Raw genomic sequence first — 26,540 nt, 5'->3', positions numbered from 1 at the left:
TATTTGCCTCTATAAATTCTGTGTCACATAAGACAGCATCTGATCTACCGCCGAAATCACTTTGGAGTTCATCTCGTAAATACGCTGACTTTCAATAAGGTTAACTAACTCTTCGGTCACGTTTACGTTAGAGGTTTCTAAAGCACCTTGACGGATTGCTCCCATGCCATCTAATGAAGCAGTCCCTTGGATGGGTGTGCCACTCGCCCCCGTTTCTGTATATAAGTTTTGTCCCATCGGATCCAAACCTGATGGATTAATAAAATCCGTCATAGTCAACTGGCCAACGACTTGGTTTTCAGCGGTTCCTGGTATTTTCACAGACACCTCACCTTCAGCAGAGACCGTAATGCTGGTCGCATTATCGGGCACTGTTATCGACGGCTGCAGCACATAACCAGAACCTGGCGTCACAATTTGGCCTGTATCATCTAAGGTAAACTGACCATTTCTGGTATAGGCAGCAGTGCCATCGGGTAATTGGATCTCAAAAAATCCCGGACCTTCTATCATTAAATCTAAAGAGTTATCCGTTGTTAGCATGTTGCCTTGCGTAAACATTTTTTGCGTGGCGACAACTTTAGTACCGGCGCCTATATTTAAACCATTGGGCAATTTAGTGTTAGAAGCGCTAACACCGCCAGCTTGGTTAACGGTTTGGTAGAGTAAATCTTCAAATACTGCGCGACTTTTCTTGTAACCCACAGTACTGGCGTTGGCCACGTTGTTTGAGATTACCGAAATATCAGTTTGCTGTGCGTCTAAGCCAGTTTTACTAATCCATAACGCCGGATGCATAGTCTATCTCCTAACTAATACGCATTAATGAAGATGAAGCGCGATCGTTTTCTTCCGCGGTTTTCATCATCTTGACTTGTAATTCAAACTGACGCTGTAGGCTAATTAACGACACCATTTCATCGACAGGATTAACGTTACTACCTTCCACAGCGCCACTTTCAAGGCCAACACTTGGGTCGGCTGGGGCATCATTACCTGACATAAGCCGAAATAACCCATCTTCACCGCGCATCATTTGGGCATTACCTGGATTAACCAATTTCAATCTACCCACTTCCTCAACTACTTCGGCAGTTGCACCTTGGGGACGCACTGAAATTATCCCGTCTTGAGAAATAGAAACCTTTTCGATAGGAAGTGGTAATACGATAGGACCCGCATCACCCATCACAGGATTACCTCTGTCATTATGTAGCAAACCGGTAGAATCAAAACTTAAGCTACCGGCACGGGTATAAGCTTCTGTGCCGTCTTTTGTCTGTACGGCAAACCAGCCATCACCTTTGATCGCAACGTCAAGATCCCGTCCAGTAGTTTTTATTGGACCAGACTTAAAATTTGCTGACGGAGACTCTGTCATAGCAAATACCCTTGTAGGCAACCCTTCACCAAAGGCTTGCATCGATCTGGCTTGTGCCATATCGGATTTAAAACCCTCGGTATTCGCATTGGCTAAGTTGTTCGCACGCAACGCCAGCTCGTTCATATTTTGCTTAGCGCCGCTCATCGCGATATAAAGGAATTTGTCCACAAGACGACCCCCGTCAAATTTTCTACATGACAATAGCAAAGCAAGCATCATGCCAATAAACTTAGCGTTTAATCTATTGATAGAAATAAGAAATATATAAAGGGAATGGAGATAACTCAGTAGAAAGGCTAAGTGTTGCCATAGGCGGCAACACTTAGTTGAATAGCATAGTAATTAGCGGATTTGTAAAATGGTTTGTTGCAGAGTGTTATTCACCTCAAGAGTTCGAGAGTTCGCCTGGAAGTTACGCTGCGCCGAAATCAAATCAACTAGCTCAGTCGTTAAATCAATATTCGATTGCTCTAATGCTGAAGAGCTAATGCCACCAAACGTGCCACTATTTGCCTCACCCGCTAGCGCAGGGCCGGAGGCTAAACTGGCTTTCCACGAAGTATTACCGACTTGTGTTAGCCCTTGTTCATTAGCAAAACGAACTAATGCCACCCGAGCCAGGTTGACCGTCGAGCCATTACTGTAGCTAGCAGTGATAAGACCATCGGTGCCAATTTCAACGTTAGTTAAACGCCCAACCGTCGTTCCATCTTGCTTCAACTCTGTTGCTGAGAAAGGATCCGCATATTGTGTAGGGGCATTAAACTTGACGGTTAAAGATTGAGTGCCGTCAGCTCCAGGGCCGATGACATTAGCCCCCGTATTACCCAGTGGCTCAGTAGTAATCACCGCAGGATTACTCTCAATATATGCTCCGACAGAATTGAACTTCAAAACTGCGCCTGTCCAACCTGCCGCAGTTTGCGCTGAAACACCACCACCGCCAGAGACAAGTGGTACATCTGGAGAGCCATCACCATCGGCATCAACATCGTATTTCCCTGCTGGACCACTCAAATTAACCGGCTTATTATCAACCGCATAATAAGCAACCCAGTTATTCTCACCGTTATATGCGCCGTCTTTAGGCTTCACAAAATAGGTCGTCATGATATGCGACTCGCCGAGAGAGTCGTAAATAGTCATTGAAGTGACGTTGTTATAGGTTTTTGGGTCTGCTGGGTCAAATGCCGCGGGATCAAGTGCGGCAGCCTTAGCATCCAAATTCATTTGCAGAGTGACATTTTCCGTTTTTACTGGGCTACCTGCAGTATCAGGAATTTGCACTGGCTTAGCCGTCGTTAAACTCACTGATGTTGAGTTGCCATCTTTATCTACTGGAAAAGTTTGCAAATAATTACCGGCTGAATCCACCATGTAATTATTGGAATCAACTTTAAAGGCTCCCGCACGAGTAAATGCATGGTCTGCCGTACCCAAATCAGAGGATGTGACAAAAAATCCACCGCCTTTAATCGCCATATCGAGGGAGTTATTGGTTAGCTGTAAACTACCTTGATGAAATTGCTGAGCCACCTGACTCGTCGCAACCCCTCCCCCAACAGCTGTTTTCGCATTTGAGAAGATAGAATTAGCATAAACATCGGCAAATTCAGCACGAGACTCTTTAAAGCCAATGGTGTTCGCATTAGCAATGTTATTTGCGGTAGTGTTTAAATCTTTTTGTGCGGCGGCAATGCCACTCAATGCAATGTTAAACGACATAAATACCTCTACATTTTACTCAATTTAATTACGGACGATTAACGCCCAATTCGGATCCTGCGATCACTCAACCTTTTTATGCGAACTTAAGTTTCAGATACCGCTAATACATCGGTTAACTTAATGCCCATTCCGCCTCTTAAATTGAGAATCGCCCCGGTGCTTGCCGTACCTAAAGACACACTACTTACATGGGCGTAGGTCGACACAGGTAATTCTTGAGCCTTTCCATCAACTACACCATTGGCTTTAATAGAATAATTACCCGCGGCAACCGGCAGACCGTTTTTATCTAAACCATCCCAAGTGACATCGACGTTACCACCTTCGCTACCATCGACTTTAAAAGTCGTAATCACTTGGCCTTTTTCATCTTCAACGCGCACCGTCAACTCAGGTATTTTACTCGGTGTACTGATCACACCTTTTATCGTAGGACTTTCAGCAGAGATATTGCCCGTATCTGTTGGTATTAATACCTTACGGCCAACAAGTCCTGATGCTTGCAGCGCTTGGCTCGATGTCATTACACTATTTAAATTGACGATTTCTTTGTTTAGATTAGAAATACCATCAACCGTAGAGAACGACGCCATTTGCGCAATCATTTGATCATTATCAACAGGCTTAAAAGGATCTTGCATCGACAGCTGTTGACTTAATAAAGAGAAAAAATCCTCTTGTGTTAAGTTCTGACTTTTTGCCTCAGGCACTATCGAGTCTTTTGGCAAGCGTATGCCATCAAGAAACGGGTTTCCTGTTGAACTGGTATTCTGAGAAGTTGGCACTGCCGCTTGATTTATTTGATTAATGAGGCTCACAACTTACCTCCTACATTACGCATGCTATTTACCCATCCCAAGTGTTTGTTGCAGCATAGACTTAGCTGCTTCAGAGACCTGAACGTTCATTTGGTATGATCGCGAAGCAGAAATCATATCTGCCATTTCTTCCATGACATTAACATTGGGTTTATAAATAAAACCGTCCGCATCCGCCATCGGATGATCGGGCGAATATTCTTTAAGCAATGGTTTATCACTCTCAACAATACCTTTGACGGCTACACCTTGAGTGGTTTGTTGTTGGCTTTTAGCTTTAGCCATTTCAGCTTCAAAAATAGGATGGCGGGCACGATATGTTTTATCTATGCTGCTAGAGACTGAATCAGCGTTAGCGATGTTACTCGCAGTAGTATTTAATCTCACCGATTGGGCCGACATTCCCGAGCCAGCAACATCAAAAATGCTAAATAAACTCATGATTAATCCCCTCTCAGCGCTTTCTTCATACCACTGAATTTACTATCTAAAAATCCAAGTGACATTTGATATTCAAGCGCATTCTGCATGAATGCTGATTGCTCTTGCTGAATATCAACGGTATTACCATCACCTGTATCGGGTTGATTAGGTACACGGAACTTAACATGCTGGCCAGTTAATTCTGCCAGTCCAAAATGTTTGTCAGATTCTTGCAAATCAAGGCTGCGACGCTGCTGCTGTTGACCGCGAGCGGATTGCATTGCCGCAGAAAAGTCGACATCGCGGGCTTTATAATGTGGCGTATCAGCATTGGCAATATTGCTCGACAGCACTTCGGCTCGTTGCGCTCTAATACCAAGTGTATATTGATGCACACCGAGTGCATTATCAAAATTGATCGCCATAAAATTGCCTCCTTGTATCACTAATGGAAACAAAGCAATTGATGTGCCAACATAGATGAAAAGCAGAAAAACAATAGAATAAACGGATAAAAGATAAAGGATTGCCGACTCTACTGTCAGCAATCCTTATTTAAGCAGTTAATTTAAGTCTTTTTCTGGTAATAAATCCCTGGATTACAACGCACCATATCAAATTCGTCAGTTAATCCAGCAATTGATTCAGAAGCCCCAAGGAATAAAATCCCTTTAGGGTTAAGAGCGGCAGCGAATTGCCGCAAAATCTTTGCCTTTGCCTCCGGTGCAAAATAAATAAGCACATTACGACAAAAGATAATATCAAACTTACCAAGCAGGCTATAACTCTCAAGCAGATTATGTGCTCTGAAATTGACTAGACGCTTCACATTATCCTTTAACTTCATATTTCCAGAAGGTAATGCATCAAAAAACTGGCGTTTTCGTTCTTCAGACAAACCACGTGCTAATGCCAAACCGTCGTATTCTGCATTTTTACAACGCTCAAGCATCGAGGGCGATAAATCTGTCGCTTGAATAGAGGCACTCCCCGCAAGCGCACCAGGCTTCTTCTGTTGATATTCGAGTATCGTCATAGCTAAAGAATAAGGCTCTTGCCCAGACGAACACGCGGCCGACCAAATTTTAAGAGGACGCCCCAAACGGCTATACTCGGGTAATAATACGTTGTTTAATAATTCAAACGGATAACGATCACGGAACCAGAGAGTTTCATTCGTCGTCATAGCATCGATCACTTCGGCTCGCAGTGCTCGCTCTGTCGGCTTCATCGAGTGTTTAACCACGTCAGACAAGGATGGCAGGTTATATTTCCCCATCAAAGGAGCTAAACGGCTGCGCACAAGATATTGTTTATTCTCACCCAGTACGATGCCGCTATGTTACTCTAAGAACAACCTAAATTGATTATATTCAGCTTCAGCGAGTGATTTATTTGGCACATTCACATCCTAAATCTTATAGCATGCACTAAAATCAGTGCGAAACTATTATGTTATGAATCGAGATTATAGCGTAAAGCTTACCGAGGTACTAACCCACAAATTTATAAGCTCAAATGCTTATTCACCGCAGCCGCGAGCTCGTCGGGGTTAAACTTAGCAATAAAGTCATTTGCGCCGACTTTTTGAACCATTGCCTGATTGAACACCCCACTTAATGAAGTATGTAGCACTACTTTGATATGCTTTAATTTTGGATCATCTCTAATTTCAGCGGTCAAGGTATAGCCATCCATCTCTGGCATCTCAATATCTGAGATAATAAGTGGAATTTCATCAGCAACATTATCCATCTCTTTGGCGATTTCTTTAAGCTTATTTAATGCTTCTCGACCATCTTTTGCTGTATCAATTTGTAAATTTAATGATTCAAGTGAGCGAATAATTTGTTTACGTGCCACGGCAGAATCATCGATTACCATAATATGGTAATGTCGATTTCTATCTAGGGTTAGCTTCTCATTTACCTCTTCACTGATAGCCGTTTTTACGGGTGATATCTCATATAGTATTTTTTCCACATCAAGAATTTCAACTAATTCACCTTCAATTTCAGTCACGGCTGTCAGGTAAGAATTGCGGCCTGCGCCTTGTGGTGGCGGCATAATGGCTTCCCAATTCATGTTGATAATACGCTCAACTGAACTGACTAAAAAACCTTGAACGCTACGGTTATATTCCGAAATAATAATAAAACAGTTTTCAGTGCTGGTTAATGGCCGACCGCCAGTTGCTGCACTCAAATCGATAACAGAAATAGTCGTACCGCGAATATGAGCGACACCTTTTACATTCGGGTTAAGTTTAGGCAAAGTGGTCAGTGGTGGACACTGCAGTACCTCTTTAACCTTAAAAACGTTAATCCCAAAACGCTGACGACCATTTAACTTAAAAAGCAGTAGTTCTAAACGGTTTTGACCAACGAGCTGAGTTCGCTTGTTGACTGAATCAAGAATACTCGACATAACTCTGCCTTGTTGTTCTGTTTATGTACGGCCCTATGACTCAGGTGAGTATAGGCATATTAATTGCTTACGTCTTATCTATCGATAAACCTAGTCGAAGTTGAGTCAATCTTCTGGCAGTTGTCTAAATAACTCAAACAATGACCAGCTTCGAACTTTATAAAAGTATAGGTGTATTCTAGCGTTACACGCTAGTCTCTTCATTATGAAAGTAAATTTAGTCTATTTTTTGTGTATTTTTGCCATATTAACGCCCGCCTCTGCGAGCGCAGAATCTATTGTCCCCACCATATCGGCCATATCAGAATTAGCTAAAGCGCTTATTGTTGAAAAAGTATCAGCGCCAGACAATGCTAGGGTCAGTATTACACCGCAAATAGTTGACGCAAGAATGTTACCGTCACAATGTTCGTCGCCTATTAATATTGAAATGGCGAGCGATAGAGAAATTAGTCGTAATAACACTCTCAAAGTGAGCTGTGACACGCAAGACTTAGCCTACCCATGGCAAATATATATATCGGTACGTGTCGATATATTATTTCCCGTTGTTGTTTCAACAGAAACCTTAGCTCCCGGCGAACTCATCTCACCCAGCCAGGTCGAAGTACGTTACATCGAGCAAAATAGTTTAAGAGGGGCTGAATTTGATGACCCTAATAAATTAGCTGGAGTACGCGTAAAGCGACGAGTAGCAAAAAATTCTCCTATATTGAGCAACAACTTATGCTTCGTTTGTAAGAATGACTCAGTATCTATCCATGTGCGTTCTAACTCTTTCGAACTTAAAACAGCGGGAGAAGCTCTGCAAGATGGGAATAGGGGCGATCGGATAAGAATCAAAAATAGCAGTTCAAACAAAGAACTCGATGCTATAGTCACGGGCATTGGCGAAGTTGAAGTAAGAATGTAAAATAGTCTAAAGCTTTTTTATAAGCTGCCGATACCCAGTTAAGAAATCCCGAATACACACGCTGGAGCTGAAAATGGCCATAGACATTAGCAAACTCAATACTGCAAACACTGCACAAGTTCGAGCTGGGGCAACTAAAGCCAGCAATGAACAACCTGCTCAAGTTGCGACAAAATCGACAACACCACAAAAAAGTGATTCTGTGGTTATTACGGCCCAAGCACAACAACTACAAAAAGCTCAGTCTAAAATGGCGAGCCTTCCTGAAGTTGACCAAAAGAAAGTCGCTGAAATTAAACAGGCTATTGCCGAAGGTCGTTACAAGATTGATCCTGAAAAGTTGGCTGCTAATATTGCAAGTTTTGAAGCCGAACTTAATGACTTAAATAAAGAGTAACTATGACAGCAATAGCTAAACTGGTAGATCAACAACACGCCCATTTGGCTGTACTTAAGCACATCATACTCAAGGAAAAAGGCGCTTTGGCTGACCAAAACGCCGATTTACTGCTGTCACTCGCTAGTGAAAAATCACAATGCTTGAAAGTTCTAAAAGCTAATGATGACATTTTAGCCGCACACAGTGATAAAACACAGCTCACTCAGCAGGCAGAACTTATCCATAAAATGGATATTATTAAAGCAGCATTGACTGAATGCAAAGAGCTTAACGAACAAAATGCCAGTTTAATTGAGATGAATTTAGCCAGTCTAAATCGTTTTGCACAAGCTTTACAAGCAAGTAGAAATGCGACTAGTCTCACTTATAACGACAAAGGTAAAACCTCAACTATTTCGAGCTTAGGCAATGATTTAAAAGCCTAGCAAGCGTATTCCCTTTACTATTCCTTATCTTACGCTCAGATTATAACCCTCGCGATTTGTGTATTAAAGAAAAGCCGCGTAAATACGCGGCTCAATCGTTCATGTTAGGAACACTCTAAACAGCTAAAAGTAAGTCACTTCTTTCACCTTTTGTGGACGACTCTGTTGTTGGTAAAGTGCCCAAACCTGAGAAAAATCAAGCTCTAACTCTGTGACATAATGTTCACCCGCCGGATAGCTCTTAACCACTCGCGCACCGCGTATCACCCCAGAAACAGAGGCTTTAACATTATCGTCGGTCAACATCCAATCACTTACACTGCTATTGGCGGTGATTTTTTGGCCATAAACCTGTTCAGCTAACTCTCGATACGCCACAATTTTTGAGGCTTGCATCGCCATTAATACCCGCTGCGATTGCTCTTTGGCTGGCTGAGTGGCTAACGGTGCATAACCAATAGCGGTTAACTTTGGAAAATTAGGCGGTGGCACGTCCTCCCACTGAACATATTTATCCTTTGCGGCGCAGCCACTCAATAAAAGCGCAGTAATGAGTACCAAATAACGTTTCATTTTCCATCTCCTAAGACTCGTACTTCATTCATACCTGAGCTGGCCTGTCGGTAAAGGATGCCGTTTTGTGACACGATTTGCTCCGAAGGCTGCATATAGTTAGCCAATTCTTTTTGAGTCACAAACGTTTGCGAAGCCGACACCACACGATTGTTACTCAAACTCACAATACGCGTATTAATTGCCATGCCATTGGTAACAGCGCTCATTGTCGATACCAAAAGATGCTCTACGGGTAAGTCTTTCGAGAGTTTTTGCCAATCCCGCGTCAAAATAAAATCACCATCAGTAGTGACTTGTAAGCCATCCGCTAGATTTAAATCCACGACATTAAATTGAAAACTATGCAGCGAGGTCATTAACCCCTGTTGTAATTGCTGCGCCAGCGCATTAGAGCTATGCATATCGCCAACCAGTACGGGTGTCGTGACGACAATAGGCTGATCAGAGCGTAGAGCATCATTTTGCTTAACTAATTCAGTGACTATTCGCTGCGCCAGATGGTTAATCATGGCTGTTGGCGGCAAACCATTGCCATCCACTAAACTGGGCTTTAGCGGTGTAACTGGTTTAACAACGCATCCACCTAACATTAACAATGTTAAGGGAATTATTACGCGCTTTAGCATTGAATGTACCTCATTGATGGTATGGGTTTGTTGACAATAAAGTGGCTCACCCTATTGTGATAAACTAATAAAGCAAACTTTAGACCAAGGTTACGTCCGAACCAAAAATATTATTTTTCATATCGACTTTATCGGCCGTTACAGATAAACCTTTATCAAAACACTTAGCTAATTAGGCATGGAAATTGCTTTCCACAATATTAGATAGGGTGCCAGAAAACTGGCTTAATAAACTGTATCGCCATTAGCTTAGCGATAAGGATTGAATTGATGCGTATATCACGTTCAGCTTCGCTCATTATGCTGAGCTTTGCACTATTGTCGTTACCGACTCAAGCCGAATGGATAGAGGCCAGTGGGGAAGCCGCTATAGTAAATGGCAACATAGCTCAAGCAAGAGAAGAAGCGATTAATCAAGCTGTGAGTTATGCGACTTTAAACGCTGGTATTAGAATATCCAGTGAGCAACAAACAACCAATGGTAATCTCACGCAGAATAAATTTGCATTAAACCGTTATGCTCAGGCAAGTAGCATTCAACTCATTAATGAGAGAATTCAAGGAAATAAAATAAATGTTTCCCTAAGAATCGATCTAAATGATGATCAGACACCACAATGCCCTAACGCGCATTTAAAAGCCGCTATATTAATTCCACAATCGCAAATTAAAGATCGTACTCAACTAAGATACGGACAGCTTTCAGGTTTTGAAGAAGCTATCGCCGAAAAACTAGGTAATACAATAGAAGATTACTCATCCACAAGTTTTAGCCATCTCCATGCTAAAGAGCGACTCGATATTACACCAGCGCTTGTCGATGTTCGTGGTTATCGGCTCCCAAGTTGGCTCAGTGAAATCACCGACAGCCAGTATATATTGCAGCCCCAAATTATCGATATTTCAGTAGACCCTGTGCAAGCGACCTTTCTTGGATTATGGGATGAGGCTCCGACAAGACAATTTCATTTTAAACTAAGTCTCTACCATGGGATAAGTGGAGAAGAAGTTTGGAGCAAAAGCTACAGTACATCAGCACCTTGGGAATTTGAAGAACAAGCCATAGTGACACCTAATAGCGATAGATTCTGGCGTTCGTTCTACGGTAAAAGTATCACCCAATTAATACAACAAGCTACTCAAGACTTAGACAGCACGCTCAATTGCAGACCATTACTGGGCCAAGTAGTGAGCCGCCAAGCAGACAGAATTATTTTAAATCTAGGTCGTAAACATGGCATTCGTGTTGGTGATAAATTCCAAGTCGTACTACAACAAAATTTACCCGATCGACTTAACGAAATGCGCGCTATCGCCACTAAGAGTCGAGCTACTGTAAAAATTGAACAAGTGAGCGAAGAAAGCTCAACTGCAGTACTTGAAGATCAAAATGCCACCTATAATGTGCAGATAAACGACATAGCGATTAAGATTTAAGCAACTAAATTTTAAGCCTTTTAATCAAGGATAAAACCAGTATAATTATGCTCGTCTCTCTATAGCTCAACAGGATAGAGCAGCCGCCTCCTAAGCGGCCGATCGGGGTTCGAGTCCCTGTGGAGAGACCAGTTAACAAACTTATCTTGATAAATTACAATGACTTTCAAGGATACGGTTAATGACTGTACTTTTTGACTCCAACTTAGAAATTATAAAGCAACGCTGGCCATTACTAAGTCAAATGCTAAATACAGCTTCAGTCTTAGATTTAAATGCCCATTTAGTGCAAGGTACTGAGCAAACCATTAGCGTAAATGGTATCCAGTTAAGCAGCCGTCACAATCGTATTGCAGAAGCACAGCTTTTAATTAGTCAACTGCCAAGCAACTGTAATGAAGCAACTATTTATGGCGTCGGCATGGGGGATGTTCCTACAATTCTCGTGCAAAATTCAGCCATAAAACATATTCGTATCTGCCTACTCAACGTAAATCTATTTGCCTTATTATTGACTTATACCGATCAACGACAATGGTTAAGCGATCAACGCCTAGAGCTGGAATTTCAGCTTCAACATCACAGGTTAGCACAACAATATATTGCTATTACCCCAGAACTATCATTGAGTAGTGATGATAATGCTAGACTGCGTGACTTATTGGTATTTAATAATAACCTGACCTATGCAAATAAAAAACATAACAATGTTGATGCTAAGCTCAAGCAACGGATGATGGAAAATCTTGCCACTATAAAAAAAGACAGTGATGCCGCAGACTTAAGCTCCCACTACCAACCGACTAAGACATTAGTCATAGCCACAGGTCCAACACTAGAGCTACATTACGCATATCTCAGAGTACAGCGGGCATTACCAAAGTCCACTCGACCATTAATGATTAGTGTCGACACCGCATTAAAAGCATTACTCAATGAAAATATTATTCCTGATATCGTTGTTAGTCTAGATCAACATATGTCACAACAGCTATTACCAGATAATATCCCCGCCAGTGTGAAACTAGTCTATTTTCCCAAGTCACAACAGGATTTATTACAATGGTGGCCAGGACAACGTTTTGCAGCTTATTCGCTGAGTCAAGTCTATGATGAGTTATACCAACTCGCTCCTAAATTACGCTTATTTACTAATGGCAGCGTCATCCACCCAACCATAGATTTAGCGGTACACCTAAAAAGTCAAACTATTATCTTATTTGGTTGCGATTTTAGTTATCCACATAATAAGACGCATGCTTTCTGGCAAGACGGCGAGTTGGGAATATCTATAGCCCATGAGAAAAAACATTGGGTAATGAATGGTTATGGGGAAAAAGTTGCGACGGATCTTAGTTTTCGTGGATATCTACTTGCATTAGAACATTACATTTATTCTAAACCATATGTAACATTTTATAACGCAAGTTTAGATGGCGCCGCCATTGATGGCGCTCCATATCAGGAGTGTAAGTCTTGAACAATAAACCAATTGACGTACTCATGATGAAATTGATATCTACTGCTAGTAAGTTTCGATTAGGCTATGAAGCCGATGGTTCACATGACTTTGCTCATTGTATAGACCTGCTCAAACCTGTGCTGCCTGAACTAACAAATGTCAAGACTGTTGCACTATTATTTAGAGAGATGCTTGCAGCGCAAGAACGTCACGACTGGCTTTCTTTGGCTGACAGTCTTGAATATGACTTACCTCTGCTGTTAAAAGCGTCTTTTAAACCATAATCACACCACATTTATAGCAATCTGGTTCATTTTTTGCATTTATTTTATGCAGTAAATAGAACTAGATTCATCATGTTAAATGCAAAAATAAGATAAAATTTAACTCTCTGTATAGAGACTTAGATTTTCTGGCTCAATTTGGCATAAGCATATCCAACACCAATAGGATCCCCAATGACGGACATATTGAAATTAATAGGAAGGGAGAGCGCACTTTTTGTATCAGATATCAGCCATCATAATTCCTCGTTAAATCAAGAGGTCAACCATTCACGTTTTCTCGTTATCGGTGGCGCAGGCTCTATTGGTCAAGCGGTTGTTAAAGAAATCTTTAAACGCACTCCGCTCAAGTTGCATGTTGTCGATCTCAGTGAGAATAACTTAGCCGAGCTGGTTAGGGATATACGCAGCTCCTTTGGCTATATTGCTGGTGACTTTCAAACGTTTGCCCTTGATGTCGACTCCATTGAATATGATGCTTTCATCGCTAGAGATGGCCAGTATGATTATGTCCTTAATCTCTCAGCACTTAAGCATGTAAGAAGCGAGAAAGATCCCTTCACCTTAATGCGCATGATTAACGTCAATATTCTTAATACTGACAAAACGATTAAGCAATCAATTGCCTACGGGGTTAAAAAATATTTTTGTGTCTCTACCGATAAAGCGGCGAACCCAGTGAATATGATGGGAGCATCAAAACGTATCATGGAAATGTTTTTGATGCGCGGCAGCGAACAACTGGCTATTTCCACAGCCCGGTTTGCCAATGTTGCCTTTTCAGATGGCTCTTTACTACATAGCTTTAACCAACGAATGTTGAAACAACAACCCATAGTTGCACCAACTGATATAAAACGCTATTTTTTGACGCCTCAGGAATCTGGGGAGCTTTGTTTGATGTCGTGTATTTTCGGTGAAAATAGAGACATTTACTTTCCCAAGCTCGATGAGTCACAACACCTTATCTCCTTTGCAGATATCGCAACCCGCTACCTGTTAACTCGTGGTTATAAAGCCTATATTTGTAACAGTGAAGATGAGGCTAGAGAACTCTCATTTACTTTACCTGCCGAAGGGTTATGGCCCTGCTACTTCAGTATTAGTGATACCTCAGGTGAAAAGGATTTTGAGGAGTTTTTCACGAAAAAAGAGACTCTGGACATGGATAGCTTTGCTGAATTGGGCATTATTAAAAATGAGCTCCAATACAATGCCAAGTTAATCGTTTTTTTCGAGCAGAGCATTCAAGCTATGCTTTTAGAAAAATCATGGACTAAAAAACAATTATTGGATCTTTTTTTGTTAATGTTACCCGATTTCGCCCATCGGGAAACAGGGAAGTCTCTCGATGAAAAAATGTAAATTCGCTAGATTTTAAAGGTAGCAACATAATGTGGTCATTAATTGAGTTTATTCGCGACACTTATCAAACCAATGAGTTTATTCCCTTACATGCGCCAACTTTTCCAGGGAATGAGCAAACTTATGTGGCAGAGACTATTGCTAGCACTTATGTATCTAGCGTTGGCCGATTCGTAAACGATTTCGAACACAAAATTGAAACCTTTACCAAATCACCTAAAGCGGTTGCGACCTCTAGTGGCACGAGTGCTTTGCATACCGCTCTGTACATGGCTAATGTTAAGCGCGGCGATCTGGTTATCACACAAGCACTCACTTTTGTGGCGACCTGTAATACCTTATACCACCTAGGTGCTGAACCTATTTTTATTGATATTTCGACAACTAGTCTCAGTCTATGCCCTCAAGCTGTCGCCGTTTATTTAACTGATTATGGAATTATCGATGAACACGGGAAATGCATTCATAAAAAAACCGGCCAAACAATAAAAGCACTATTGCCGATGCATACTTTCGGCCATCCAGCACAACTGGATGAATTACTTCAGATTTGTAAACAATGGAATCTGGTCTTAATTGAAGATGCGGCAGAAAGTTTAGGTTCTTACTATAAGGGAACACACACAGGTACTATGGGTGATTTTGGAGCACTGAGTTTTAATGGCAATAAAATCATCACCACTGGCGGCGGCGGTATGTTATTAGCCCGCAATAAAGTCAGTGGCGAGCGAGCAAAACACATTACAACAACCGCGAAGGTGCCCCACCCTTATGAGTTTTACCATAATGAGGCGGGTTTCAATTATCGAATGCCCAATCTAAATGCGGCCCTTGGCTGCGCTCAAATGGAAAGCTTACCTCTCTTTATTGGGCAAAAACGTGCACTGGCACACCACTACCAAGATTTCTTTAGCAACACCGAATGGCAATTTGTGAATGAACCCGATTATGCCAAGTCTAATTATTGGCTTAACGCAATTATTTGCCCAGATTTACGCCGTCGTGATGAAATATTAAAAGCAACTAATGATGCGGGTGTGATGACCCGACCGGTATGGAAATTAATGCATAAACTGCCAATGTTTAAAAATGCATTAAGAGGTAATCTGAGCTATTCAGAGTGGATTTCACACAGGCTTGTTAACATTCCTAGTAGTGCTTTAACCCTAGATAAATAAAATTTAATAAAAACGAACAATGTTGTTACTAATGTTAAATCAGAAGAGGGAAGAAAATGATGAGCCATAATTTTAAAATTATTGATGTCATGCATAAAGATGAATTGATCAATTATTATGATGCTATTGCTGAATTATTTTTAGAGTCTTTCGATAAAAATTTATCAAAAGAGCTATGGCAATGGGCATATTTAGATAACCCATTTGGTGAACCTTTAGTATCGATGGCTTTTGATGGTAAAAAGTTGATTGGCCATTATGCAGTTGTTCCTATGAATTTAGAGTCTGAAAACGAATCTGTTTTAGGCTTTTTATCAATGACAACAATGGTAGGAATTAACTATCGAAAACACGGGCTTTTTCAAAAATTAGCTGAACGAGTGTACAACTTAATTAATGCATTTAATCAACCAGCAATAGTGTTTGGTTTTCCAAATGAAAGCTCTACTCCTGGATTTATTAAACGACTACAGTGGATTGTTTCAGATAAGTACCGAGTAATACAGATATCTAAATCATCGGTTTATTTTGTAGCAGAAAAAATCACTCGAATAAAAACCGTTGATTCTTTAACGCTGAACATGGAAAAAACTAACATTAAATATTGGAGAACTAATAAACCTAATCAACAATGGAATTATATCAATGGATTAGGAGTTAAGCCTCTGGATGGTATTGCTGATATAATGCACTTAGGTGAGAGAGGCAATTTGCACAATTTAGCCTTAGAACAAAGCTACAATATTATTTTACCGATTCAAGAAAATGACATTTTACCTGAAGGCGTCATTACCGCGTTCCCGTACCGTTTTGGATATCGCACTTTTAATATGTCAACAGCTCCAAAAATATTTGTACAAATGTCTATGTCGGATATATTTTGATGAGAATTTTAGCGCTAACCTCTATTCGATCTGATTATGATTTGTTAAGTCCTTTATATACTCGGCTGCATAATGATATCGATATTGAATTGAAATTATTAGTTGGTGGCACACATAATTCGGCCATTCACGACTATACTATAAAAGATATTCACCGTGATGGTTTTGATGTTCTTCTTGAAATTGATAGCCTAATTAATAGTGACACACCTAAATCTAGACTCAAAAGTGCATCAATTTTATTGTTATCAGCGGTCGACTCAGTTTCAGCTTTTTCGCCAGATTTAATTATTTATGCTGGTGATAGAGAAGATGTAATGATTGGTGCATTACTTGGTGGTTACTTATCTATCCCAACTTTGCACTTTTATGGTGGAGACCATGCGAGTGATAGTTATATTGACAATTCGATCCGTCATGCTGTTAGTAAATTATCAACAGTACATTTCGTTAGCACGGCTATTCACAAAGCACGTTTATTAGCGTTAAAAGAGCCTGAAAATCGAATTTTTGATATAGGTAGCATTGCACTAGATAAGTTTAAAAATATTGTGCCAATAGCAGATATAAAATATATAATTGCCGGTAAAATTATAGATAAACCTGCAGCGCTTGTGATTTTCCATCCGATAAAAGATGAAGTAATGAAAGCGCCTGATATTGTCAATGACATTCTTATGACCTTGATAAAAAATGGCTATCATTGCTTTATAGGTTCACCAAATAGCGACCCCGGTAATGCTTTAATTGTTTCTACGCTATCACGTTTAGCTGCGCAATATTCTGAAATAACGCTTTATGGAAATTTACCCCGTGATGAATTTCTAAATCTATTTAGTGCGTGCGATATCATTGTTGGTAATTCATCTGCAGGTTTACTTGAAGCCGCAAGCATTCCAATACCTTGTTTAAATGTCGGATTACGACAGAAAGGTCGAGATTGTTCGGATAATGTTTTGTTTGTAGACTCATCTGCAGAGGCAATTCAAGCTGGTTTGAATGAAATTTCTTCAACAGATTTCGCTTTAAAAATGAGTCGTGTTATTAATATTTATGGTGATAGTCATTCAGCAGAAAAAGCACATAAGCTTATTAAATCGCTAAATTTCAAATCACTTCTAAATAAGCCTGAGGACCCTTTATATGTTTAAAAAAATCGTGCTAGTAGTCGCTCCTCATGCGGATGATGAATCGCTTGGCTGTGGTGGCAGCCTGTTGAAACATAAAAAAAATGGTGATGAAGTCCATTGGTTAATCGTTACTCAAATATCATCTAATTCAGGCTATTCAGATGAGGCGGTACTAAATAGGCAAAATGAAGTGTTGGCGGTTACTGAGCAATATGGTTTTAAATCGGTCCATCAATTAGCATATTCACCCGCATTGTTAGACACCCAATCAAAAAGCAATTTGGTTGATGCTTTTTCTATTATAATAAACCAAATAAAACCTCAAATCGTCTATACCCCATTTCGAAACGATGTTCATAGTGATCATGAAGTTGTATTTGATGTTGTTGCTTCAACAACAAAATCTTTTAGATATCCATTCATTGAAAAAATACTGGCCTACGAGACTTTGTCTGAAACTGACTTTAATATAAAGCCTGGTAATACAACTTTTAGTCCTAATGTATTTGTGGATATTTCTGAGTTTATGGAAAAGAAAATATTAATTTTAAAGCTATATACATCTGAGCTAGGTGAGTTTCCATTTCCAAGAAGTATAAAAGCCATCAGGTCTTTAGGACATGTGAGAGGGGCGCAAGCTGGATGTGATTCTGCAGAAGCGTTTATGCTGTTAAAAGAGATTATAAAATGAAGCAAACTTTAGTCATAGCAGAAGCTGGTGTTAACCATAATGGCTCATTTGACATGGCTTTTAAGCTAATTGATGCTGCTGTTGATGCTGGTGCTGACGCGGTTAAGTTTCAAACTTTTAATGCAAAAAGATTAGTTACCGAAAGCGCACAACAAGCAGCTTATCAGGTAGCGAATACCCAAAAAATAGAGCCGCAACTTGCGATGCTAAGTCGCTTAGAGCTGAGTTTTGAAACTCATCAGAATTTGATCCGCTATTGTCAAAAACTGGGGATCCAGTTTTTATCTACCGCATTTGATTCTGAAAGCTTGGCATTTCTTGTCAACACTCTGCAACTCAAGACGCTCAAAATAGCCTCGGGAGAAATCACTAATGCCCCCTTTTTACTTGAGCATGCACGGACTGGCTGTGATCTTATTTTATCCACGGGTATGTCAACCTTAGCTGAAGTTGAAGCGGCATTGGGGGTCATTGCCTTTGGCCTAACATCCCCACTCAACACGCTCCCTGATCTCCAAGCTTTCCAAGCCGCCTATGCCTCTACCCAAGGCCAACAGGCATTACAAGCAAAGTTAACCTTACTGCATTGCACAACTGAGTATCCGGCTCCCTTTGATCAAATCAATCTTAAGGTAATGGATACCTTAGCTTCGGCTTTCTCTTTACCCGTCGGATATTCAGACCATAGTCAAGGGATCACTATTCCTATTGCGGCCGCAGCACGGGGCGCGTGCATTATTGAAAAACACTTTACCTTGGATAAGGCATTACCAGGTCCAGATCATAAGGCCTCACTAGAGCCCCATGAGCTTAAGGAGATGGTGACAGCAATTCGCACCGTTGAGCGTGCGATGGGAAATGGTATAAAAACGCCTCAACCCGCCGAACTGACAAATCTACCCCTTGCAAGAAAAAGCTTAGTGACTACGACAAGCATAAAAAAGGGCGAGCTATTTTCAGTCAACAATCTTGCGGTAAAACGCCCAGGAACGGGCACAAGTCCATACAAATATTGGCAAAAACTCAATACATGTGCAGAGCGAGATTACCAGTCAGGCGAGGTGATCTATGACTAAACCTATCATAATGGTTGGCTCTGGCGGACATGCCAGTGTCTTAACAGAAATCTTACTGCATCAAGGTTACACTTTGTTAGCTGTGGTTAGCCCGAGTAAAGGGCGCAGCCCACTCTTTAGCAATATACAACACTTTGATTCTGATGATGATATTTTGAAATTCCCTTATAATGAGGTTAGATTAGTCAATGGTTTAGGCTCCTTACCAGGGCAACATTTACGCCATAAACTATTTGCTCACTTTACTCAGCTGAATTATGAATTTGAATCCGTTGTCTCTAAGCATGCGATGTTATCGTCATATGCAACTATTGGCGCTGGCTCACAAATTTTAACGGGATCTATTATACAAACAGGTGTAACCATTGGCAGAGGTACAATAATTAATTCAGGCGCAATCATTGAACACGATTGTGATATAGGCAGTGGCTGTCATATCGCACCTGGTGCTATTATTTGTGGCGGAGTTCATATAGGCGAACGCACCCATATTGCTACGGGTGCCAATGTAATACAAGGTATCTCAATAGGTAAAAATTGCATTATCGCGGCGGGAGCCACAGTGACTAAAGATATGCCCGATAATTCGATAACTTATGGTTACCGCAGTAATATAAAGGAAAGGTCATAATATGAACCCAATATTGAGTAAAGTGACAATATCACCTAAACAAACACTTCGTGATGCTTTACAACTGATTAACTCACAAGCGCTTCAAGTTGCATTAGTGACTGATGAAAATGAACGTTTATTAGGCATCATCACCGACGGTGATATTCGTAGAGGTTTACTCAATAACCTATCACTTGACGCCCTTGTGACTGCAGTGATGAACACCAATCCTAAGACAGCTTCCCCTAACACCTCAAAAAAGAAACTGCTGCAATTAATGCAACAGTACAGTGTTTTATCTATCCCGCTGGTTAAAGATCATATTCTTGTAGGATTAGAGACCTTAAAAAGTGCACAACAAAAAGCGCATTATGAGAATCCAGTGCTTATCATGGCGGGAGGCTTTGGAACACGTCTAAAGCCCTTAACAGATAAATGCCCCAAACCTATGCTTAAGGTTGGCAATCGCCCCTTGCTAGAGATTGCACTCTTTAATTTTATTCAAGCTGGTTTTACTAATTTTTATATTTCTACCCACTATATGCCGGAACAAATTGCATCGCACTTTGGAGATGGTAGTCGGTGGAATGTCAATATTAACTACGTGCATGAAACGATACCCTTAGGAACAGGTGGAGCCGTCGGCCTGCTCCCAAAAGACCTTTCACCATTGCCCACAATTGTGATGAACGGTGATATTTTAACTAAAGTGGATTTTCAACACTTACTTAAATTTCATGAAGACAATAATGCCGATGCAACTATATGTGTTCGAGAGTATGACTACCAAATTCCCTATGGTGTGATTAGCGGCACAGGAAATCGTATCACGGAAATGGTCGAGAAACCCGTGCAACGATTTTTTGTTAATGCCGGCATTTATGTTATAAACCAAGATATTATAAAAATTGTTCCCGCTAACACTCATATTGATATGCCAACACTGCTAGAAAAAAAAATTGCAGATGGCGGACAAGTTCTTATGTTTCCTATCCATGAGTATTGGCTCGATATAGGGCGTATGGATGACTTTAAACAAGCCCAAATTGATATTTGTGCCATCGGTTTTGAACAATGAATACACTCGCTGTGATTGGACTGGGTAACATTGCCAAACGTCATCGACAAAACCTAAAAGCACTTTACCCACAAGCGAATATTATTGCGCTTTCTGCAAGTGGAAGAGTCGCAAATCAGCCAATAGAATTTGCTGATCTTGTACTCTCTAATATAAACGAGCTAATCGACTACAAACCAGAACTGGTGATTGTCGCCTCCCCTGCTTCGTTGCATGAAACCCATGCCACGACGTTAATGAAGCACAATATTCCCCTATTGATAGAAAAGCCATTAGCCGCAGAACCTGAGAGTGCGGATCGTATTTTGACCCTTGCTCAAAGTCACAACAGTCCAGTCATGGTGGGGTATTGTCTGCGATACCTCAGTTCTGCAATCGTTATCAAACAACTATTATTAGAAGATCTTATTGGCAAAATATATAACTGCTCCGCAGTTGTAGGACAATATTTACCCGACTGGCGGCCCAATAAACATTATTCTGAGTCAGTATCTGCCCAAAAATCCCTTGGTGGTGGTGCCCTATTAGAATTAAGTCATGAGTTGGATTATTTGCATTGGTTATTAGGTCCATTAAAACTCAGCTACGCACAGCTAAGAACGACAAATGAGTTAGCACTGGAAGTGGAAGAAATTGCAGATCTCATTTTAACCAGCCAACAGGGCACTGTTTGTTACATCCATATGGATTTCATTCAGAAACAAGCTCAACGAGAGTGCACTTTTATCGGCTCTAAAGGCAGATTACATTGGGATTTAATAACCAATACAATCCGCCACTACAATTCAGAGGGTACTCAGGTTCTATATTCACAACCTGAATGGAACAAAAATCAAATGTACTTCAATATGGTGACAGACTTTGTATCCCATATTCAACATAAACAACATACAAATACTTCTCTAATAGACGCACATCAAACAGTGCGCCTAATCGCAAAAATTAAGCAGCAGGCAGAATGGGGAGTCACGCAATGACACGATACGCCTTTATTTTCGCTCGAGGTGGCTCAAAAGGACTTCCAGGAAAAAACATTAAAGACTTACTCGGTAAACCCCTTATTGTTTATTCCATTGAAATCGCGCTGCAAACAGCGAAAATTGATAGAGTCTTCGTCTCAACCGACGATGATAAAATTGCCACCATTGGTTTAGCCGCAGGTGCAGAGCTCATACCCAGACCGGCACATTTAGCCACAGATAAGTCGCCAGAATGGCTTTCTTGGCAGCACGCCATCGACTGGGTAACCCATAAATATGGCGAATTTGAGCAATTCATTAGTTTACCCGCAACAAGTCCATTACGAAGTGTGGCAGATGTTGAATCTGCGATGAATAAGCTTATTAGTAGTAAGGCTGATATTTGTATCTCCACCACTCCGGCAAATCGTAGCCCATACTTTAATATGGTCAAAGAAACTACATCCGGTAATGTTGAATTGGTCAATACGCCTTCAACTGAAGTATATCGGCGACAGGATGCCCCACAAATTTATGATATTACTACTGTTGTTTATGTGGCAAAACCAAGCTACATTCAGAGAGTCAACAATCTTTTCGCTGGCAATGTCGCGCATATTATCGTGCCTAAAGAGAGAGCGGTAGATATCGATGATATTTATGATTTTAAGCTGGCTGAAGCCATTTTAAGCAGCAAAGGACAGTTATGCTAACGGGAAAAACAATACTTATAACAGGCGCAACAGGTTTGCTCGGCTCCCAAGTAACGGCATCTATACTCGCCCAAGGCGCAAAAGTAATAGCGATAGATCGTGTAAATTCAGCAATGAGACTTAAATTTCAAGATCTCATTCAGGATTATGGAAATTCGTTAACCTTAGTTGAACTAGACATTACTGATGAAGTCGCGGTGAAACGGTTTTTTTCAAGTCTTAATGAACTTTCTGGCGCGGTTAATTGTGCCTATCCTCGAAATACGCAGTATGGCACTTCATTTTTAGAGGTCAGCCTAGATAGCTTTAATGAGAATTTATCACTACATTTAGGTTCTTCATTTCTGTTTATGCAGCAATGTGCAACTCTATTTATCAGACAACAATCGCCCATGTCTGTAGTCAATATTTCATCAATTTATGGTGTTGTAGCACCAAAATTTTCGTTATATGAAGGCACTCCAATGACCATGCCAGTTGAATATGCCGCTATCAAATCAGCCCTGCTTCACCTAAGTAAATACGTAGTGGCATTTATTAAAGACAGTCGCTTTAGGATCAACAGTATCAGCCCTGGAGGCATTTTTGATAGCCAACCGGCTTCATTTCTAAAGGCATATCAAGACTCGACAAATGGCCATGGAATGTTAACCCCGAGTGATATTGTTGGTTCAATAACATTTTTACTGTCACAACAATCTCAATATGTTACTGGGCAAAACATCACTATTGATGATGGGTTTACATTATAAATTATGCTAAAAAAACTTTACTATTGGTTAAAAGTGAAACGTATTGGGCCAGACATACCTCTGACTCATTTTCTTTTGCACTCTAAGCGCCTTGGTAGATGGTTGTGCCAAAATAAATTTGCAAAATTTGGCCATAATAGTGTAATGAGACCTGGCAGTTATGCCATCTGCTGTGATCATATTAGTATTGGCGATGAAGTCGTACTTAGGCCAGGAACTATGCTTTTTGGCTCCGAACACGGCGGTAACTCGGTCAACATCGCTATCGAAGATTTTGTCCTGATTGGTTCTGGTGTACATATTTACACCTCTAATCATGAATTTGCCGAGCCGAATCAAGCCATTTTCTTTCAGGGACATAAGCCTGTAGAGCCCGTACTTATCTGTCGAGGCTCATGGATTGGGGCCAATGCTATTATTTTACCGGGGGTAACAATCGGTGCAAATAGTATAGTAGGAGCGGGCTCTGTGGTAACCAAGGACGTGCCGCCCTATGTCGTTGTAGCTGGACAACCAGCGAAAATAATTAAGCATATTAAATAATTAGCTAAATATAGTGATTTACTTGGCAGTTTAAATAACTAAAAATTATAGCACATTGTTTTATCACTTTATTAATTTTCATAGAAAAATCGATTTTAACGAGGAACTATGAGTTTACATAAATCCAATATACAAAACATTTTCTCTATCAGTCGATTTAATGAGTATTATCTCCCAAGTGTTAACCGGAGTATGTTTGAATCGATTGATTCAAAAACTCAATACGATAAAAAATTCAAAAATGACTTCGCCAAAGAAGATATGTTACAAGTCGTTACCGGATTAGACTCTGGCCTGCTGGTAAACTACCTTCTTGAACAAGGCATACCTAAGGGCAGCATCTTTATTTTTGTTGAATTAGATGAGGTACTTAATCTTCTTAATATCGATATTCCAAAAGAAATCGAAAACCAATTATTTATTTATAACTATGAAGACTTCCAAGATCATTTTTTTTCAGATGCATATGGAATATATATACTTAAAAATCACTTCAAACATTATCGAAGCTTAGGTGCGACATCAAGCCATATTCAAGAATACAGCATCCTTAATACTCAAATACTCAAAATATTAGAAGCTGGTTACTTTGAACAAAGAGTAAACTCATCACAAAAAAAATATTTTGAAGAACAATTTAAAAATATTTCTGAAAATAGGCTCCCTGCATCCTTATTAGCAAATAGATTCATCGGACATACTTGCCTTGTTGTTGCAGGTGGTCCTTCACTAGATAACAAAATAGACTGGATACAATCTCACTTTAAGAATCTCTTTATCATTGCGGTATCACGTATTGCAGGTAAATTATATAAAGCTGGGATAATACCACATATTATCGTATCGGTAGATCCCTATGATTTTAGTTTTGAAGTCAATAGAGATATGATGTCTCTTGCAAATTCTAGTTTATTTGTAAACTCTTTTCATGTTAATTCCAGACTCTTAGGACAATGGTCAGGAAAAAATCTTTTTATGGATAATAAATATCCTTGGCAACTGGATGACAAAAAAAATATCGAAACCATAGGACCTACAGTAACTAATGCAGCAGTTCATTTAGCAACTAAGATGGGTTTTTCAAGAATTCTACTCACTGGAGTTGATTTATGCTTCACAAATACAGGCTTTACACATACTAAAGATTCAGTTGAATCAGCCCTTGGACCTAATTTGGGAATCATGGGTGAATGGATAGATACCTACGGAGAGGAAAAAGCTGAAACTGTTACCCAATTAAAATTGGCTATTGAAGCTTTAGCAGCAGAAGCGAAGACATATACTGAAATTGAGTTTATTAATCTGTCACTCAATGCAGCTAAAGTCAAAGGCATAGAATATAAAAATACAGAGCATATAATTCTACATACTGAAGAGCCCTCTCCATCAGAGTTACTTAGCTGGATTCCTGATTTTAGTTTGGAAGATAAAAAGCAAGATAATCTTATATCTAAAAATGAAATTCATGGAAAAATAAATATACTTCGTAATATCATCAAGTTTTCTAATGATATTTTAAATTTAAACCAACAACTTAAAAATAAAAAAACACCACTTTGTGATGTACAGAAAATACTCAAAAAAATTGATTTTATTGATAAAAAAATAAATAAAAGCCATTCTGGTGTAGTCAAATTAATCAAAACCTATGGCTTTTCAGAATTTGCAGCCTTTCTAACCACCAAAAAGACCGAGGAATGGGATAATTTACATGTATTAGATATGACCGAAAACTACTATAAAGCATTTATCAGTATCTCGGAGCAATTAACAAAACTTACGCAAGATAGTCTAACAAGATTAAGTCAACGATTTAACGAATTGTCTCAAGATGCCTCTCTAGAACCTCTTGTACAATTTTGGCGTAAGGAAAAGCAACATGGTCGTATCAATATATGGCAAGGAAACCATCCTCGTTGGCAAGAGTATAAGAAATTTAAGCAGAATGCTCAATTATTGGAAGAATACAAACTCCTTATACAATCTATTACCGATGAATACCAGGAACAGCTTACCATTATGCCTGAGGAGTACATAGAAAACGTCAAAAAATCGGCCTCGATGGAAAATGTCTTTGAAAAAATTATTGTGCTTATTAGAGACAATGATCATACGGGCTTAGTTAAAATGGCATTAAATCTAAAAAAACTCGCAAAAAAAGATGAAACTGCTAAACGCCTCTATCATCTTGCATATAGTCATCAGTTACTCTTAGAACAAAAAGAAAATGAAGCACTTCTTGTTTTACTCGAGCTAGATAAAAATTTACAATCTGAAATAGAGTTAAAACAAATTTCTCTACTCTCATTAAAACTTGGAAATATAAATGTTGCTGAATATACAATAGCTAGGTTAGCTGAAAAAATTGATGAATACATGCCGCAGTATGCACATATTTTAAAGCTTCAAGGCAAAATACAACAATCTGTTAATGTCTACTTAGATTACTTAGAAAAATATCCATCGGATACGCAAACATGGATAAAACTAGGGTTATTTATGATTGAAATCAATCAAGTAGAAGCATCCCACACTGCATTTACTAATGCGACTGACGCCGATCCTCACAATCAAGTCGCACAAGAATATTTAGCAGAGCTCACGCGATTAATGGCTTCTTCGCAATAATGTTATAAAGCCGCACCGAACACTAAT

At 39.9% G+C, this 26,540-nt stretch carries 28 protein-coding genes, 1 tRNA gene and 1 pseudogene; 20 read left to right on the top strand and 10 right to left on the bottom strand.

The features are described from left to right. Positions 1–9 precede the first annotated feature (9 nt). The 8 genes and pseudogenes from flgG to BW947_RS02015 all read right to left on the bottom strand — a co-directional run bounded on the left by flgG (position 10) and on the right by BW947_RS02015 (position 6,780). Positions 10–798 (bottom strand): flagellar basal-body rod protein FlgG, encoded by a 789-nt coding sequence (flgG, locus tag BW947_RS02050; protein ID WP_076496652.1) that lies wholly within the window; start codon positions 796–798, stop codon positions 10–12. Positions 799–808: 10 nt separating this feature from the next. Further along, positions 809–1,552, bottom strand: a complete 744-nt coding sequence (gene flgF, locus BW947_RS02045; protein WP_076496651.1) for a flagellar basal-body rod protein FlgF — start codon at positions 1,550–1,552, stop codon at positions 809–811. 174 nt (positions 1,553–1,726) lie between these two features. Further along, positions 1,727–3,109, bottom strand: coding sequence for a flagellar hook protein FlgE (gene flgE, locus BW947_RS02040; protein ID WP_076496650.1), 1,383 nt, complete (start codon positions 3,107–3,109; stop codon positions 1,727–1,729). 86 nt (positions 3,110–3,195) lie between these two features. Next, positions 3,196–3,930, bottom strand: a complete 735-nt coding sequence (flgD, locus tag BW947_RS02035) for a flagellar hook assembly protein FlgD (protein WP_076496649.1) — start codon at positions 3,928–3,930, stop codon at positions 3,196–3,198. 24 nt (positions 3,931–3,954) lie between these two features. Then, positions 3,955–4,371 (bottom strand): flagellar basal body rod protein FlgC, encoded by a 417-nt coding sequence (gene flgC, locus BW947_RS02030; RefSeq protein ID WP_076496648.1) that lies wholly within the window; start codon positions 4,369–4,371, stop codon positions 3,955–3,957. Positions 4,372–4,373: 2 nt separating this feature from the next. Further along, positions 4,374–4,778: a flagellar basal body rod protein FlgB gene (gene flgB, locus BW947_RS02025; RefSeq protein WP_076496647.1), complete on the bottom strand. Its 405-nt coding sequence runs from the start codon at positions 4,776–4,778 to the stop codon at positions 4,374–4,376. 143 nt (positions 4,779–4,921) lie between these two features. Next, positions 4,922–5,761 (bottom strand): annotated as a pseudogene (locus BW947_RS02020) (CheR family methyltransferase). Between the two features lie 98 nt (positions 5,762–5,859). Continuing rightward, positions 5,860–6,780: a chemotaxis protein CheV gene (locus BW947_RS02015; RefSeq protein ID WP_076496646.1), complete on the bottom strand. Its 921-nt coding sequence runs from the start codon at positions 6,778–6,780 to the stop codon at positions 5,860–5,862. Between the two features lie 205 nt (positions 6,781–6,985). Between BW947_RS02015 and flgA the strand changes: the two genes are divergently transcribed. The 3 genes from flgA (at position 6,986) to BW947_RS02000 (ending at position 8,518) form a co-directional block, all read left to right on the top strand. Then, entirely contained in the window at positions 6,986–7,693 is a 708-nt protein-coding gene (flgA, locus tag BW947_RS02010; RefSeq protein WP_076496645.1) for a flagellar basal body P-ring formation chaperone FlgA, read from the top strand. 73 nt (positions 7,694–7,766) lie between these two features. After that, positions 7,767–8,090, top strand: a complete 324-nt coding sequence (gene flgM, locus BW947_RS02005) for a flagellar biosynthesis anti-sigma factor FlgM (RefSeq protein ID WP_076496644.1) — start codon at positions 7,767–7,769, stop codon at positions 8,088–8,090. 2 nt (positions 8,091–8,092) lie between these two features. Beyond that, the gene (locus BW947_RS02000) at positions 8,093–8,518 is read left to right on the top strand and encodes a flagella synthesis protein FlgN (protein ID WP_076496643.1); all 426 of its coding nucleotides are present in this window, start codon (positions 8,093–8,095) and stop codon (positions 8,516–8,518) included. A 123-nt stretch (positions 8,519–8,641) separates the two neighbouring features. On the opposite strand, the gene BW947_RS01995 is transcribed toward BW947_RS02000, so the two are convergent. Continuing rightward, positions 8,642–9,091 (bottom strand): LPP20 family lipoprotein, encoded by a 450-nt coding sequence (locus tag BW947_RS01995; protein ID WP_076496642.1) that lies wholly within the window; start codon positions 9,089–9,091, stop codon positions 8,642–8,644. Next, positions 9,088–9,720, bottom strand: a complete 633-nt coding sequence (locus BW947_RS01990; RefSeq protein ID WP_076496641.1) for a FlgO family outer membrane protein — start codon at positions 9,718–9,720, stop codon at positions 9,088–9,090. The genes BW947_RS01995 and BW947_RS01990 overlap by 4 nt, the downstream gene beginning before the upstream one ends. 270 nt (positions 9,721–9,990) lie before the next feature. Between BW947_RS01990 and BW947_RS01985 the strand changes: the two genes are divergently transcribed. The 17 genes from BW947_RS01985 to BW947_RS01905 all read left to right on the top strand — a co-directional run bounded on the left by BW947_RS01985 (position 9,991) and on the right by BW947_RS01905 (position 26,513). Then, entirely contained in the window at positions 9,991–11,157 is a 1,167-nt protein-coding gene (locus BW947_RS01985; protein ID WP_076496640.1) for a flagellar assembly protein FlgT, read from the top strand. A gap of 55 nt (positions 11,158–11,212) precedes the next feature. Then, positions 11,213–11,288, top strand: a tRNA-Arg gene (locus tag BW947_RS01980). 50 nt (positions 11,289–11,338) lie between these two features. Further along, positions 11,339–12,637, top strand: coding sequence for a motility associated factor glycosyltransferase family protein (locus tag BW947_RS01975; RefSeq protein ID WP_076496639.1), 1,299 nt, complete (start codon positions 11,339–11,341; stop codon positions 12,635–12,637). Continuing rightward, on the top strand, positions 12,634–12,903 hold the full coding sequence (locus tag BW947_RS01970; RefSeq protein WP_143562182.1) for a hypothetical protein: 270 nt from the start codon (positions 12,634–12,636) through the stop codon (positions 12,901–12,903). Before BW947_RS01975 ends, BW947_RS01970 begins: the two co-directional genes overlap by 4 nt. 174 nt (positions 12,904–13,077) lie before the next feature. Further along, positions 13,078–14,268: a UDP-N-acetylglucosamine 4,6-dehydratase gene (locus BW947_RS01965; RefSeq protein ID WP_076496638.1), complete on the top strand. Its 1,191-nt coding sequence runs from the start codon at positions 13,078–13,080 to the stop codon at positions 14,266–14,268. Positions 14,269–14,297: 29 nt separating this feature from the next. Further along, positions 14,298–15,446: a LegC family aminotransferase gene (locus tag BW947_RS01960; RefSeq protein ID WP_076496637.1), complete on the top strand. Its 1,149-nt coding sequence runs from the start codon at positions 14,298–14,300 to the stop codon at positions 15,444–15,446. A gap of 59 nt (positions 15,447–15,505) precedes the next feature. Beyond that, positions 15,506–16,330: a GNAT family N-acetyltransferase gene (locus BW947_RS01955; RefSeq protein ID WP_244153216.1), complete on the top strand. Its 825-nt coding sequence runs from the start codon at positions 15,506–15,508 to the stop codon at positions 16,328–16,330. Continuing rightward, positions 16,330–17,481: a UDP-N-acetylglucosamine 2-epimerase gene (neuC, locus tag BW947_RS01950; protein ID WP_076496635.1), complete on the top strand. Its 1,152-nt coding sequence runs from the start codon at positions 16,330–16,332 to the stop codon at positions 17,479–17,481. Before BW947_RS01955 ends, neuC begins: the two co-directional genes overlap by 1 nt. Beyond that, on the top strand, positions 17,474–18,151 hold the full coding sequence (locus tag BW947_RS01945) for a PIG-L deacetylase family protein (RefSeq protein ID WP_076496634.1): 678 nt from the start codon (positions 17,474–17,476) through the stop codon (positions 18,149–18,151). Before neuC ends, BW947_RS01945 begins: the two co-directional genes overlap by 8 nt. Beyond that, positions 18,148–19,227 (top strand): N-acetylneuraminate synthase, encoded by a 1,080-nt coding sequence (neuB, locus tag BW947_RS01940; protein WP_076496633.1) that lies wholly within the window; start codon positions 18,148–18,150, stop codon positions 19,225–19,227. The genes BW947_RS01945 and neuB overlap by 4 nt, the downstream gene beginning before the upstream one ends. Beyond that, positions 19,220–19,858 (top strand): acetyltransferase, encoded by a 639-nt coding sequence (locus tag BW947_RS01935; RefSeq protein ID WP_076496632.1) that lies wholly within the window; start codon positions 19,220–19,222, stop codon positions 19,856–19,858. Before neuB ends, BW947_RS01935 begins: the two co-directional genes overlap by 8 nt. 1 nt (position 19,859) lies before the next feature. Next, complete coding sequence (locus BW947_RS01930; RefSeq protein ID WP_076496631.1) at positions 19,860–20,918, top strand: nucleotidyltransferase family protein; 1,059 nt, start codon at positions 19,860–19,862, stop codon at positions 20,916–20,918. Beyond that, positions 20,915–21,895, top strand: a complete 981-nt coding sequence (locus BW947_RS01925; RefSeq protein ID WP_076496630.1) for a Gfo/Idh/MocA family protein — start codon at positions 20,915–20,917, stop codon at positions 21,893–21,895. Before BW947_RS01930 ends, BW947_RS01925 begins: the two co-directional genes overlap by 4 nt. Then, positions 21,892–22,590: an acylneuraminate cytidylyltransferase family protein gene (locus tag BW947_RS01920; protein WP_076496629.1), complete on the top strand. Its 699-nt coding sequence runs from the start codon at positions 21,892–21,894 to the stop codon at positions 22,588–22,590. The genes BW947_RS01925 and BW947_RS01920 overlap by 4 nt, the downstream gene beginning before the upstream one ends. Further along, a complete protein-coding gene (locus BW947_RS18820) occupies positions 22,584–23,342 on the top strand; it encodes an oxidoreductase (RefSeq protein WP_076496628.1) in 759 nt (252 codons plus the stop codon). Before BW947_RS01920 ends, BW947_RS18820 begins: the two co-directional genes overlap by 7 nt. A gap of 3 nt (positions 23,343–23,345) precedes the next feature. Next, on the top strand, positions 23,346–23,885 hold the full coding sequence (locus tag BW947_RS18815) for an acyltransferase (protein ID WP_076496627.1): 540 nt from the start codon (positions 23,346–23,348) through the stop codon (positions 23,883–23,885). 108 nt (positions 23,886–23,993) lie between these two features. Next, entirely contained in the window at positions 23,994–26,513 is a 2,520-nt protein-coding gene (locus BW947_RS01905; protein WP_076496626.1) for a 6-hydroxymethylpterin diphosphokinase MptE-like protein, read from the top strand. Positions 26,514–26,540: the final 27 nt, after the last annotated feature.

The sequence above is a fragment of the Shewanella morhuae genome (assembly GCF_900156405.1).
GTDB classification, from domain to species: domain Bacteria; phylum Pseudomonadota; class Gammaproteobacteria; order Enterobacterales; family Shewanellaceae; genus Shewanella; species Shewanella morhuae.
Note: the sequence above shows the minus strand (reverse complement) of the source record. Positions and strands in the feature narration are given on the sequence as shown.

Bases quoted from the DNA above. Each gene is read 5' to 3' on its own strand.
- flgG (WP_076496652.1), bottom strand. From the start codon at position 798: ATGCATCCGGCGTTATGGATTAGTAAAACTGGCTTAGACGCACAGCAA.
- flgE (WP_076496650.1), bottom strand. From the start codon at position 3,109: ATGTCGTTTAACATTGCATTGAGTGGCATTGCCGCCGCACAAAAAGAT.
- flgC (WP_076496648.1), bottom strand. From the start codon at position 4,371: ATGAGTTTATTTAGCATTTTTGATGTTGCTGGCTCGGGAATGTCGGCC.
- flgB (WP_076496647.1), bottom strand. From the start codon at position 4,778: ATGGCGATCAATTTTGATAATGCACTCGGTGTGCATCAATATACACTT.
- BW947_RS02015 (WP_076496646.1), bottom strand. From the start codon at position 6,780: ATGTCGAGTATTCTTGATTCAGTCAACAAGCGAACTCAGCTCGTTGGT.
- flgA (WP_076496645.1), top strand. From the start codon at position 6,986: ATGAAAGTAAATTTAGTCTATTTTTTGTGTATTTTTGCCATATTAACG.
- flgM (WP_076496644.1), top strand. From the start codon at position 7,767: ATGGCCATAGACATTAGCAAACTCAATACTGCAAACACTGCACAAGTT.
- BW947_RS02000 (WP_076496643.1), top strand. From the start codon at position 8,093: ATGACAGCAATAGCTAAACTGGTAGATCAACAACACGCCCATTTGGCT.
- BW947_RS01995 (WP_076496642.1), bottom strand. From the start codon at position 9,091: ATGAAACGTTATTTGGTACTCATTACTGCGCTTTTATTGAGTGGCTGC.
- BW947_RS01990 (WP_076496641.1), bottom strand. From the start codon at position 9,720: ATGCTAAAGCGCGTAATAATTCCCTTAACATTGTTAATGTTAGGTGGA.
- BW947_RS01985 (WP_076496640.1), top strand. From the start codon at position 9,991: ATGCGTATATCACGTTCAGCTTCGCTCATTATGCTGAGCTTTGCACTA.
- BW947_RS01975 (WP_076496639.1), top strand. From the start codon at position 11,339: ATGACTGTACTTTTTGACTCCAACTTAGAAATTATAAAGCAACGCTGG.
- BW947_RS01965 (WP_076496638.1), top strand. From the start codon at position 13,078: ATGACGGACATATTGAAATTAATAGGAAGGGAGAGCGCACTTTTTGTA.
- BW947_RS01960 (WP_076496637.1), top strand. From the start codon at position 14,298: ATGTGGTCATTAATTGAGTTTATTCGCGACACTTATCAAACCAATGAG.
- BW947_RS01955 (WP_244153216.1), top strand. From the start codon at position 15,506: ATGAGCCATAATTTTAAAATTATTGATGTCATGCATAAAGATGAATTG.
- neuC (WP_076496635.1), top strand. From the start codon at position 16,330: ATGAGAATTTTAGCGCTAACCTCTATTCGATCTGATTATGATTTGTTA.
- BW947_RS01945 (WP_076496634.1), top strand. From the start codon at position 17,474: ATGTTTAAAAAAATCGTGCTAGTAGTCGCTCCTCATGCGGATGATGAA.
- neuB (WP_076496633.1), top strand. From the start codon at position 18,148: ATGAAGCAAACTTTAGTCATAGCAGAAGCTGGTGTTAACCATAATGGC.
- BW947_RS01935 (WP_076496632.1), top strand. From the start codon at position 19,220: ATGACTAAACCTATCATAATGGTTGGCTCTGGCGGACATGCCAGTGTC.
- BW947_RS01930 (WP_076496631.1), top strand. From the start codon at position 19,860: ATGAACCCAATATTGAGTAAAGTGACAATATCACCTAAACAAACACTT.
- BW947_RS01925 (WP_076496630.1), top strand. From the start codon at position 20,915: ATGAATACACTCGCTGTGATTGGACTGGGTAACATTGCCAAACGTCAT.
- BW947_RS01920 (WP_076496629.1), top strand. From the start codon at position 21,892: ATGACACGATACGCCTTTATTTTCGCTCGAGGTGGCTCAAAAGGACTT.
- BW947_RS18820 (WP_076496628.1), top strand. From the start codon at position 22,584: ATGCTAACGGGAAAAACAATACTTATAACAGGCGCAACAGGTTTGCTC.
- BW947_RS18815 (WP_076496627.1), top strand. From the start codon at position 23,346: ATGCTAAAAAAACTTTACTATTGGTTAAAAGTGAAACGTATTGGGCCA.
- BW947_RS01905 (WP_076496626.1), top strand. From the start codon at position 23,994: ATGAGTTTACATAAATCCAATATACAAAACATTTTCTCTATCAGTCGA.